Source organism: Nostoc sp. (assembly GCF_036917635.1).
GTDB lineage: Bacteria > Cyanobacteriota > Cyanobacteriia > Cyanobacteriales > Nostocaceae > Nostoc.
The window spans coordinates 58,722-71,269 of sequence record NZ_JBALCW010000097.1 but is presented as its reverse complement, the minus strand read 5'-3'; the positions used below and the strand labels follow the sequence as shown (position 1 = coordinate 71,269).

8 protein-coding genes are annotated in these 12,548 nt (G+C 44.3%); 5 read left to right on the top strand and 3 right to left on the bottom strand.

The annotated features are described in order from the left end of the window. Positions 1 to 102: 102 nt before the first annotated feature. Positions 103 to 726 carry a Uma2 family endonuclease gene (locus tag V7K32_RS23425; protein ID WP_334996445.1) on the bottom strand — a complete coding sequence of 208 codons (624 nt, stop codon included), beginning with the start codon at positions 724 to 726 and terminating at the stop codon, positions 103 to 105. 690 nt (positions 727 to 1,416) lie between these two features. Between V7K32_RS23425 and V7K32_RS23420 the strand changes: the two genes are divergently transcribed. The 5 genes from V7K32_RS23420 (at position 1,417) to cheB (ending at position 9,520) form a co-directional block, all read left to right on the top strand. Further along, entirely contained in the window at positions 1,417 to 2,967 is a 1,551-nt protein-coding gene (locus V7K32_RS23420; RefSeq protein ID WP_334996443.1) for a CheR family methyltransferase, read from the top strand. A 7-nt stretch (positions 2,968 to 2,974) separates the two neighbouring features. Further along, positions 2,975 to 4,060, top strand: coding sequence for a chemotaxis protein CheW (locus tag V7K32_RS23415; protein ID WP_334996441.1), 1,086 nt, complete (start codon positions 2,975 to 2,977; stop codon positions 4,058 to 4,060). A 397-nt stretch (positions 4,061 to 4,457) separates the two neighbouring features. Beyond that, positions 4,458 to 5,915, top strand: coding sequence for a methyl-accepting chemotaxis protein (locus tag V7K32_RS23410; RefSeq protein ID WP_334996439.1), 1,458 nt, complete (start codon positions 4,458 to 4,460; stop codon positions 5,913 to 5,915). Between the two features lie 109 nt (positions 5,916 to 6,024). Next, positions 6,025 to 8,358 carry a hybrid sensor histidine kinase/response regulator gene (locus V7K32_RS23405; protein ID WP_334996437.1) on the top strand — a complete coding sequence of 778 codons (2,334 nt, stop codon included), beginning with the start codon at positions 6,025 to 6,027 and terminating at the stop codon, positions 8,356 to 8,358. Positions 8,359 to 8,416: 58 nt separating this feature from the next. Then, positions 8,417 to 9,520 carry a chemotaxis-specific protein-glutamate methyltransferase CheB gene (cheB, locus tag V7K32_RS23400; protein ID WP_334996435.1) on the top strand — a complete coding sequence of 368 codons (1,104 nt, stop codon included), beginning with the start codon at positions 8,417 to 8,419 and terminating at the stop codon, positions 9,518 to 9,520. 32 nt (positions 9,521 to 9,552) lie between these two features. Here cheB and V7K32_RS23395 read toward each other — a convergent pair whose 3' ends face one another. Next, positions 9,553 to 9,936 carry a response regulator gene (locus V7K32_RS23395; RefSeq protein WP_334996433.1) on the bottom strand — a complete coding sequence of 128 codons (384 nt, stop codon included), beginning with the start codon at positions 9,934 to 9,936 and terminating at the stop codon, positions 9,553 to 9,555. A 334-nt stretch (positions 9,937 to 10,270) separates the two neighbouring features. Then, positions 10,271 to 12,256 (bottom strand): GAF domain-containing sensor histidine kinase, encoded by a 1,986-nt coding sequence (locus tag V7K32_RS23390; RefSeq protein WP_334996431.1) that lies wholly within the window; start codon positions 12,254 to 12,256, stop codon positions 10,271 to 10,273. Positions 12,257 to 12,548 lie beyond the last annotated feature (292 nt).

The window sequence follows — 12,548 nt, the reverse complement described above, 5'->3', positions numbered from 1 at the left end:
TTGTAACGATAATTGTTTTTATTATCATTTGTGCCTATGCAAAATTTCTAAAGATATGGTTTTTCTATCTCTTTGATTCGTAAACGTAGGAGAGCTTTTAAATCAGTGTCCCCTAACCCACTCCCTAATTGCTTGTCGAAAAACTCGTCTTCCTGACATGCGGTATCTTTCGATTAGTGAGGGAATTTGTTGAATATTTAGATTAGGAAACACTAAACTTGTTTCTCTTTCAAGATATTCCTCACCTTGCAATTGGTAAATTTTGATTTCTCCAGAGTCATAAGACCAAATCTCAGGTACGCCTAAACGTGCATAAATGGGAAAGCGATCTAAAGATTTACTGGTAACATCAATTTCTAAAGCTAAATCTGGAGGTGGGTCTTGATTTAAATTAAACTTGAGTTTACCTCGAATTAAAGCTTCATTTTGAAAATAAAAACAATTATCACATTCTACCCCAGCCTTTTTTAGTTCTCGTTTCCAGGTAGTTGAGCCGTAACATTCATAATCTAACTCCAAAACTTCAGCCATATCTTTGATGATGTCACCAATTATTTCTTTGTAATATTCGTGTTCTGGTAATGGTGCCATAATCTCTAATGTGCCATCATCATAAGCTATCCTAGCTGAACGGCTTTCACCTAAGTTTACTAATAAATTCTCAAATTTTTGCCAACTGATATTGTAAAGAACAACTCGATCAGCGCGACGTTCAGTTAGCAGCATAATTCCTCGCCGAATCAGTAAGCAGTTAATGGTAATCAGTAATCAGTAAAAACTTGGGAAGTAAGTGGGTCAAATTAAATATAAAACCTCACCCTCTATCCGGCTTCCCTCTCCTTACTCACGGAGAGGGATTGAGGGTGAGGTTTGATCTTATATTTAATAATGCCTACCTACTTATAAGTTTCCAAATTTACAACTGATAACTGACTAATATAAAAATCATCCTAATTCATTTTATCAATTATGATTAATGAATATTTTCAAACTCTGACGACCTTTCCGCCGCGCAACTTTCAACGAGAAGCGTCCTCAAACGTGAAGACATGCTGCTTTGCCCACCTACAGGGTCAGGAAAAATAGAAACAGCGATCGCCTGTTGTCAGTAATCCTTAATAATTCCTTGTGATTATACTTATAACCTATCCCCGTATTATCTCTTGGTTTTTTAAATCAAATATGATTCCTATAGGGTTTTGAAATGTTAAGCAATATTTCGCCAACAGCATCATCAATGGAGCAGAAAACCGGGTTAAGCTTAAAAATTTTATTCCCCAAAACTTATCTACAGAAAGGTTTGTAGATTATTTTGCAGGTTTTTACTTGTATCTCACAATACTACATATCATACAAATCCGAATCAAGAGATTAAAATGGGAAACCTAAGCGTATCGGCTCGGAAATCATGTAGTGATGAATCAGATGATCGGCGATCGCCCCATTTTATTAGAACCCAATTTTCAAGACAGTGATGACTTTAGTTTGTCACAGATGGTTGATTTGATTGCTGATACATTCGGCATTCACATCAAGCCACAGTATCAAGATACCTTAAAGAAAAATCTTTTAACTCGCATCTCGGCGCTGGGATTATGCTCACTCAATGATTATTATCAGTTCTTGGTGACAACAAATCAATTAATTCCCAGTGGGACAGAGTGGCAAGAACTCATCTCTTTACTGACTGTCACTGAAACTTATTTTTTTCGGGATCAGGGGCAGATGTCGTTGCTCAAAAATCAGCTGCTCCCAGAGTTAATCGAGCGCAAACGGGAGCTTAGTTTAACTCAGTGCAACACTGCTAATAGAGAATTTTATCGGCCGACATTACGGCTTTGGAGTGCCGGGTGTTCGACTGGTGAAGAAGCTTACTCACTTGCGATTCTGGTGAAGGAACTGCTCCCTGACAATCAGATATGGGACATTCTGATTTTAGCCACAGATATTAATCAACCCGCGATCGCCCTGGCTCAACAAGGAATTTACAGCGAATGGTCTTTTCGGACAACTACTCCAGAAATCAAAAGTCGCTACTTTCGATCCCACAAAAAAGGTTGGAAAATCGATCCTGCTATTCGAGCAATGGTCACATTTAAACCTGGAAACTTGATGCAGGATAACTATCCCGCTTACGCGTCTAGCATTCACGATTTCGATTTGATTATTTGCCGCAATGTGTTTATTTATTTTGACTTCAAGGCGATCGCACAAATTATAGATAAGTTTTACTGCTCTCTGACACCGGGAGGGTTTCTGCTCGCAGGACATACGGAATTACACGGACAAAAAACTGAATTGTTTCAAATCAAACATTTTCCGCAATCTGCGGTTTATCAAAGGCATAGCTCACTCAACGAGCAGAATAAAGTTTTGAATACTATAACACCTGCTGCCAAATTTGAGAGTAGGGAAACCGAAATTTCTTACCCCCCTCTTCCAAGCTTGGGGACGGGCTTTGAGGTGAGCGGAGACACTCAAAAAACTCTTTTAGATGCAGCCAAGGAATCGTTAATTAAAGAAGCTTATGCCGATGTAATTCAAATAGCAAAACAACTGATTGCTCTTGCCCCCCAACATTTTCAGGCATATTGTTTGATGGCAGAAGCTTACGCGAATTTTGGCGATTACTCCCAGGCGAATCAGGCGTGTCAGCAGGCACTCGATATCAGCCCATTGGCGATCGAACCCTATCATTTGTTGGCTCAAATTGCCGAAGATCAAGGAGATCATAACAGTGCAAAATTATTCTTAAAACGGATTATTTATCTCGCTCCCAATTCTGTTAATGCTCACCTAGAATTGGGTTCTATATATGAACGAGAGGGAAATGAAAAACAGGCTCAAAAAATCTGGCGATCGCTTCTAGAAATTTTGCAAAATCTACCCCAAGAGCAAGCGATCGATTCCAATAACCAGCAAACCAATGCTGAATTAAAAGCATACGTTCTTAAGCAGTTAAATTGAACTAGTTATGAGCGATAAATCTTATTTAATATTTAACCTCAATCATACATCCTATGGCATTCCGACTACAGCCGTGCAAGAACTGTTCTTTCTGCCAGAAGTGACTGCGATCGCGGATACTCCCAGCACAATTTTAGGCGTGATTAACCTACGAGGGAAGTTTCTCCCCGTGATGGATTTATCTCGCCGTTTAGAAAAAGCACGTCCCCCTTTTCAATTGACTGATAGCATGATTGTCCTGGAGTGGCAAACTCAACGAATCGGAATCATTGTTAGTCAGGTGGATAGTGTGCAAGCGATCGCACCCGATCGGATCGCTGCTAATGTCTGTGGTCAATCAAAAGAGAGTTTACAGGATAGATTGGTGACTGGCATTGCCAACGTTGAGGAGGGCATCGTTATATTGCTCAATCCCGAACTTTTGGTACAACACGCCTTGATAGAGACTGCTTTCAATCTAAATTCTGATTTTAACAACGGCTTAGTCAATGACGCACTAAAACACCCCACTAATTCAACCCTAAATCAGGGCTTATACGATCATTTCGATTCGCAGGAGCGACAGATTTTGCAAGAGCGAACTGAAGCTCTGCGGTGTGCGATCGCTGACGAAGATTCGGCGTGGCTTATGCCTCTGGCGGTTGTGGGGTTGGGGGGTGAGTACTTCGGGTTTGGCTTGGAAACGGTGCATGAGTTTACTGAGATTCACAAGATTACTCCGATTCCCTGCTGTCCGCCACACATTGTTGGCAACATCAACTTGCGGGGCGAAATTGTCACCTTAATTAACATTAATGATGTGGTTAATCTGCCCATGAATGAGGTGCGATCGGCTACGGCGGGGGGTAGCCCATCGCCTCAGCAAGCCGTTGTCGTGCGTTTGGATCAACGAGTCGCGGGCATTGCCGTCGATGACATTTTCGATGTGACGTATATTCATCCTTCCCAAATGATTGCCCCTCCAATTGCCCTGCATTCTGCAAAGGACGACTATCTCCAGGGTGTCGCACCTTATCGCGATCGGATGATGAGCATCATCAATTTGTCCAAATTGCTCACTTCAGAGGTGTTGGTTGTCAATGAAGAAGTCTAACGCTCTTGAGGGGGGCATTCTTCCAGCAAGAACTCCCTCTGCCTTTCTCGATAAAGGCAAGCAGATCATTGATCAGATTCGGAGGAAACTGGCAGAGATAAGTAAGTGGGTCTAATTAAATATAAAACCTCACCCTCTATCCGGCTTCCCCCGACAATAATAAGGAGAGGGACTGAGGGTGAGGTTTGAGCCTCCGGCTTCCCCCGACAATAATAAAGAGAGGGACTGAGGGTGAGGTTTGATCTTATATTTAATTACGCCTACCTACTTAACACAGCTAATAAATAAACTACAGAATTTTGGGTAATCTTCCCTTTAAAAGTCCGATCGCAAAGGGTACAAATAGATAGAAATATTGGGAAATCTTTAAACTCATTCACTCACAAAAGATAACAAGATGGAAAATAAGCGAAATTGGAAACTGAGATACTGGATTATGGGCAGCTATGGGATTCCCATTTTAGCCTTAGTAATTTCTGCGGGGCTGATATTCATTAATATCAACCTAGTGAGTCAGCGATCGCAAGATTTAGTTTCTTCCTATAACGTTAATTCAGCGATTAATGCCCTTGGCACGAATGTACAAAGAGGTTCTAAGTCAGTTCGGGGCTATTTGTTAGAAAAAAATCAGACATCCTTTGACGAATACCAAAAATCTCAAAAAAGCTTCAACGAACTTTTTTCAAAGCTAATGTCCCTTACCAGAACAGAGCTAGAGCGAAAGTCCTTAACCAGACTAGAGGTGCTGCTGAATAATTTGATAGTTGTCGAGGATGATTTAATTGCCAAAGTGAATCAGGGCAAGCTTCAGGAAGCTGTTGAAACCTGGAGTAACGAAAACGCTAGGATTATGGTTGACGATCTGACGAGTGCCATCGATGAAATTCAGCGACGGGAAGACCAGAATGTGAGCGTGGCTGTCCAGCAACAGCAAGCAGCCCTTGATCGGCTCAAGCTAACCATTCTGTGCGCGACTGGACTCTCCTTGCTGTTGTCGGTTTTGATTGGCATCTGGATAATTAACCGCACTGCTCGACAGATAAATGAATCAGCCAGTGCGATCGCCACCTCAACGGCTGAAATCGCCACCACTATCGAGCAACAAGAGCGCACTGCCAACCAACAGGCAGCCTCGGTCAGTGAAACGACCACTACAATGGACGAACTCAGCGCCTCTGCTGGGCAGTCTGCCCAGCAAGCAGCCACTGCCTCAACCAGCGCTCAACAGGTCTTGAATTTGGCAGAGCAAGGTAATCAATCACTCAGCCGCACCCTGGAAGGAATGGCAGCCTTGAGCCACAGAGTCAGTGCAGTAGCAGACCAGATGCTGCGCCTGAACGAACAAACCAAGCAAATTGGCAGTATTTCCGGTTTGGTGAGTGACCTAGCAAATCAAACCAATATGCTAGCGCTAAATGCGGCAGTAGAGGCAGTCCGGGCGGGAGACCAGGGCAAGGGCTTTGCAGTCGTCGCCGCCGAAATTCGCAAATTGGCAGACCAGAGCAAGAAATCGGCTGAAAAAATTAATGTGCTGGTAAATGACATTCAATTTGCCATCAACTCAACCGTTGTGATGACAGATGAAAGTACAAAAACTGCTCAACAGGGGGCGGCAATGACTAAGCAGACGGCGGAGGTCTTTACCAGTGTCACCGAGTCCGTCAACCGGATGGTGTTGAATATTCAGCAAATCTCGCTCAACGCTAATCAGCAATCAACTGCGGTTCAGCAAATTTTACAGGCAATGAATGCACTCAATAGCTCTGCTAGAGAGACAGCCACCGGCATTAGTCAGACTCGCGTTAGCACTCACCAACTCAATGATGCAGCTTATAAGCTACAGAGTGTTGTATGAGAGTCATCGAAGAGGAAAAGGGGGAAGGAGCAGGGGAAAACCGCATACTTCGACTTCGCTCAGTAACCATAAATAAATTTAGTTGCTCAAACCCTAACTACTTAAAACTATGATGATCGATGATCAAGAACTGAGAGATGTTTTCAAAGTAGCCAGCGAAGAACACTTGCAAAACCTGGATGATGGATTGCTGCATCTGGAAAACCATCCCGACGATCTGGCTGTCCTGGAAGCCTTGATGCGAGAGGCGCATTCTCTCAAAGGCGATGCCAATATGCTAGGAGTCAAAGATATAGGCACTCTGGCACATCAAATTGAGCATGTTTTGACTCAACTCAAGCGGCAAGAAAAACCTGTGTCCTCATTGGGCAATGGTACAACAGACCCACTCTATGAACGCCTTGCTCATGCGATCGCCACCATCCGCAAACTCGTTCATCAAGCCGTCACCGGAGAACCTGCCAGGATTGATACCTTTTATGCTCTGGCGGAATTGATGGGAGGGCAGCCAGGAAAAGGGGGAGAGCCAGTAAACTATGAAAGTCAGGAGCCAGAAGTCAACAGTATTGACTTTAAAATTACAGCAAAAAACAATACTTGTTGTAACCCAAATCAACAGCCAAAAGAAAACGGATCAATCCAAAATCTAAAATCCAAAATCGTTCGAGTCAGCGAAGCCGAAATCCAAAATCCAAAATCCCCCACAAATAGCTACCGCATCGAAACCATCCGCGTTGGCACTCGCCACCTGGATACGTTGATGACGCAAGCAGGGGAGTTAACTGTCACTAAAATTCGGATTGCTCATCGGCTGGGAGAAATTGAAGCGATCGCCAATCTGTGGGAAGAATGGAATCGAGATTTATTCACTAATCGGTTTGCGTTCAACCGAGAGCAACAAGGTGATGTCGTCCTCCAACGTCTAGAAACTTTTCATCAACACTCTGAAAAACGATTAGAGGAATTGGGCTATTTGGTGAAAACCTTGCAGAGTTCCCTTTCAGAAGACACAACCCGACTGGAACAACTCAGTAGCGATCTCGAAGAGGGTATTCGTACCCTGCGATTGCTGCCCTTTGCCACAATTTTTAACCTCTTCCCGCGGATGGTACGCGATCTGGCGCAGCAGCAGGGAAAATTGGTGAAGTTAATTCTGGAAGGCAAAGACACCCTTGCCGACAAACGCCTATTGGAAGAAATGAAAGATCCGCTAATGCACATATTGCGGAATGCGATCGATCACGGGATTGAGCCACCACAAGAACGGGAACGGCTAGGAAAACCAACAACGGCAACGATTCGGCTTAGAGCTTACCAGACTCCCACTAACATTGTGCTGGAAATCAGTGATGATGGACGCGGGCTTGACGGGGATAAAATCAAACAAATAGCGGTGAAACGGGGTATTTGCGGGGAGGAAGAATCAGCAGCAATGACTCCCAGCCAGATCCAGGCGTTGATCTTCGCACCGGGGTTTTCAACAGCCCCCCTGGTGACAGAAGTATCAGGACGGGGTGTGGGGTTAGATGTGGTGCAAACCAATGTCGAGAAATTGAAAGGGACGATTGAGGTAGAATCGTTTTCAGGATTGGGATGTACACTGCGCGTCAATCTCGGTATCACCTTGGCAACCGCCCATGTCTTGATTGTGCAAGTAAACCAAATGCCCTACGCCATCCCAGTCGAGTTTGTGCAAACCGTTTGCTCGATCAAGTCAGAAGAAATTTTTCCTTTGGAGGGACGTGACACAATAATTCGGGATAGCCAACCCATTTCGATTGTGCAGTTGGCTGATCTATTAGAACTGCCGCCGATGATATCTGGATTAACTCAAGAAACGGCACTTTCCTGTATTATTCTTCAGGTTGGGCAAGCACAACTGGGTGTGGTGGTAGATGCCTTAGTGGATGAGCAAGATGTAGTGATTAAACCCCAAAGTCAGTTACTTAAACGAGTCCGCAATGTTTCTGGAGCAACAATTTTAGGCACTGGAGATGTGTGTATGGTGCTGAATCCCCAGGATTTGGTAAAGTCAGCCCGATCGCACTCCATCTCTTCTACCCATCAAGTTGCACCCACAAAACCAACCATCTTATTAGTCGAAGATTCTATTGCCACACGCACTCAAGAAAAGCGGATTTTAGAAACCGCAGGTTATCAAGTGATTACTGCTGTGGATGGTTTGGATGGATTGAACAAACTGCGATCGCACACCATCGATGCTGTTGTCAGCGATGTGCAAATGCCAAATCTCGATGGCTTGGGGTTAACTGCCCAAATCCGCCAAAATCAGGAATATAGCGAACTTCCAATTATCTTGGTTAGTTCCCTTGCCAGCGATGAAGATAAACGTCGGGGTGCGGAAGCCGGAGCCAATGCCTACATTATCAAAGGCAGCTTTAATCAAGAAGCCTTGCTGTCAACTCTCAAACGGTTAGTGTAGAGATTTTCGGATGAATGAAGACTAATTTTATCATAAAATCTGAACTTACTGTCAACCGATGAAAAACTCTGCCCCGATTCGCGTCTTTCTGGTGGAGGATTCGCTCGTCGCCTTAACCATCCTCAAGCGGATTCTGGCGAGTTCCCCGGAAGTGGATGTGGTGGGAACTGCTCCCAATGGTGTGGAAGCATTGGAGCGAATTCCAGCCGCACAGCCCCAGGTAATCTGCACCGATCTATACATGCCCAAAATGGATGGATTGGAACTAACTCGCCGGATTATGATAGAGTATGCCCGTCCGATTCTGGTGATCAGTACCTCCGTCAACAGCCAAGAAGATTCCCGCAATGTTTTTAAACTGCTGCAAGCGGGTGCTTTGGATGTTTTCCCCAAACCCAGCATCAGCTCTGTTTCAGACTATGAACAGGTGAAGCAAGCCCTAATTAACCGGATCAAAGTTCTGGCAGGGGTTACAGTCTTTACTCGCCACACTTACCGGGCGACGGTACAACCCAGAACGCATCCTGTTAGCCCCAATCAGCCAGAACGATTTAGCCCAAAACCTGTCAGTAATTCGCAATTCTCCCTGCCCAAAGTCGTGGCGATCGGAGCCTCCACAGGCGGCCCCCAGGCATTGCACACGATCCTAAAACAACTACCTGCAAACTTTCCCGTACCGATTCTGTGTGTGCAACATATCAGTGAAGGATTTCTGCAAGGACTAGTAGATTGGCTCAGAGCAGAATGTTTACTGGCGGTGACGATCGCCCAACCGGGAGAATTTCCCAAACCGGGTACTGTCTACTTTGCTCCCGAAGGACAACACCTGAAACTTGACACTCAAGGGCGATTAATCACTATCAGCACCCCTACCGTTTCTGGGCATCGTCCCTCCGTTACAACTTTGTTTCAAGCTGTTGCCACCTGCTACTTGCGATCGGCGGTTGGCATTTTGCTGACTGGCATGGGACGGGATGGTGCAGATGGATTACAAGCGATCGCCCAAGCCGGAGGCATTACCATTGCCCAGGATGAACAAACCTGCGTTGTCTTCGGGATGCCCAAAGAAGCGATCGCTCTGGGAGCCGCCCAATACATTTTGCCAATCAGCGAAATTGCTCCCATGCTATTGAATCGAATCTCCAGTTATCGGCTGACTTAGCTGTAGCCATGAATATAGAAGCTTTAAACCCTTTAATTTAGGATAAATTTTCGGACTGCTTCTCGCAATTGTTCAGCATCAAAAGGTTTGGTCAGATATTCTGTTGCACCCGCCAGATGCCCCTTCACTCGGTCAAAGGGGGAATCTTGAGAAGTCACCATAATCACGGGCAAATGCTGAAACTGGGGTAGGCTCCGCACTGTACGGCAAAACTCCAACCCGTTTATATCCGGCATCTGTACATCCAATAGCAAGACTGAAATCTGTTGATGATAAATGATCGACAGGGCATCAACCGCGTTAGCGGCTGTCATCACTTGATAGCCCGGTTCTAACGCTCGTTTAATCATTTGATGAATCACAGGGCTATCATCAAGCGCGAGAACAATCGGTGAGCTTGTCGTACCATTTGACATACTTTACAGTCGATGAGTCAATCATCGTTGGCGTTTACCCTAGCATTCCCAAAGTAAGACTTTAACAATTGATATTTTGATAATTTTATATTTTATAATACACATTTCGAGTCCTTTTAACATTTTTTAAGAAATCGCTTATCTGTTGTCTTCCACGCCCGTCCAGAAATGAATTTCAGCGACTCATAGCCAAAGTCTACTTCAGTAGAGTATTACCAATTAAGTAAGTGGGCGCAATAAAACCAAATTTTGTGAATAAAAGTAAACAAGGCTCAAACTCTTTATCCCCCAGCTAATAGCTTTATCCCAACGATAATTATTTACGCCGACCTACTTATTTAACCAGAGGCTCAACCGGAATTTGAATCCAGAACTCGCTGCCTTTTCCAAGTTCTGAGGAGCATTTTAAAATGCCGCCATGTTTTTCAACGACAATTTGATAGCTGATGGACAGTCCCAGCCCAGTTCCCTTACCGATCGGTTTGGTCGTGAAGAATGGATTGAACAGTTTTTGCTGGGTTGTTTCTGTCATCCCAGAACCGTTATCTCGAATCCGAATCACTACACTATCTGCATGGGAGAATTGCTCTCGATCAGAACTACCCGATTGTCTACTAATGAGTTCTGTTTGAATGGTAATGATCGGATTAGGCGTTTCATCTAAGGCATCGATCGCGTTACCCAAAAGATTCATAAATACTTGATTTAATTGCCCTGCATAACAATCAACAGGCGGTAAATTTTCGTATGCTTTAATCACCTGAATCTCAAATTTAGCACTGGTGAATTGTAAGCGACTCTTCAAAATTAACAATGTGTTGTCAATCCCTTCATGGATATCTACAGGTTTCATCCCGTCTTCATCCAGGCGCGAGAAGTTCCGCAAAGACAGAACAATTTGCCGAATTCGTTCTGCACCCATTCGCATCGACGACAATAGATTGGGCAAATCTTGTGTTAAGAAATCAAAGTCCATGTCCTCCATCTTTTCCTGAATAGCAGCAGTCGCATTGGGATAGCTTTTCTGATAAAGATGCAATAGTTCGAGTAAATCTTGAACATAGTTATTTGCATAAGCAATATTACCGTTAATAAAGTTGACCGGGTTGTTGATTTCGTGGGCAACTCCGGCCACCAATTGTCCCAGGCTCGACATCTTCTCTTGCTGTATCAGTTGCATTTGGGTTTGCTGTAACTGGCTTAGTGCGTTTCCCAGATAGGTGGCTTGAGTTTGGGCTGCAAAGGCGGTTGCTCGTGTTTGGGCAAGTAGTTCTGCCTGATCGAGAGCGATCGCTACTTGATCGGTGACAGCTTTGAGTAACCGAACTTCGCTATCAGTCCATTGGCGCGAACCGCGACAGTGATGGCAAACAATAGCACCCAATTGACCAGAATGGGTTCTAAGTGGCAGCAACAGCACCGAGGTTACTGCTAGTTGACGCAGCAGGACGCGATCCTCCGGGGTGAGTGCCTCTGAGGTAGTAGAAACATCCTCAATCCGTAGCATATCTAGATTTAAGATAGTTTCTGCTAGAACGGAGCCTGGCGCTAATGAAAGTTCCCCTAGCGCCATCTGGATATCTGGGTTAGTCGCTTCATGAGTTACCATAAAGTTGAACTGATTTTTGTTGGGCAGACACCACATAAAGTCACAGCGATCGACTTGCAACAGAGTATGAATTTCATTTACTGCCGTTTGTAAAATCGTGTCCAAATCCAGAGAATTACGGATTTGATTTGCCAGATTAAATAAAATAGAATCTTGTTGACCAACTAATTCCTGAGTAATCAATTGCTGTTTTAGTTGTTTGATTTGCGGAATCATTTGACGTAGCTTTGTGGTGTTGTGCTTTAGCTCCAATTGCGCTATCACTTGGTGGCTGATTGTCTGCAATCCCTTCTGTTGTTTCTGGCTCAGATCGCGCGGTTCAAAGTCCATGATGCAGAGTGTACCCAGGACGCAACCGCCAGCTGTTATCAGGGGGACTCCGGCATAAAACCGGATATTGGGAGCATTTATAACGAAGGGATTGGTGGCAAACTGGGGATCGGCCAAGGTATCTGGAATCACAAATACATCTGACTGGCGAATTGTGTGGTTACAAAATGTGAGGTCTCGTCGAATTTCTGTTAATGTGATTCCCACTTTAGACTTAACCAACTGGCGATCGGCTGCGATAAAACTTACCAGTGCCATTGGAGTTTGGCACAGTTCAGCCGCCAGTGCTGTCAAGTCATCTAATGTCTGATCGGGTACAGTATCCAAACCCTGAAACTGATAGACTGCTTTGAGTCGTGTCAATTCGTTCGTGCAGGACATCGTTGTGCAGGAGAGGATGGAATCAAGTAGTAATTCAGGGATTTTCATAGTTTTTTAATTGAGGGGCGATCGCTAATTTGACAGTGAAACAGGTAAATTAACAATCACTACTCTAGTCGGTTTTTCTCAAGCTTTAGATTAATCAGTTTTTATTTGGCAATATTTTAATTCAAATTATGGTGAATGCGAGTTAAAGTATGATGCCGTTCACTTCGATATTGTTGATGGCAGACGGCTAAACTACCAACTACTAATGACAATAAAAAATTTTGCGAGTTATATATTTTGCAGG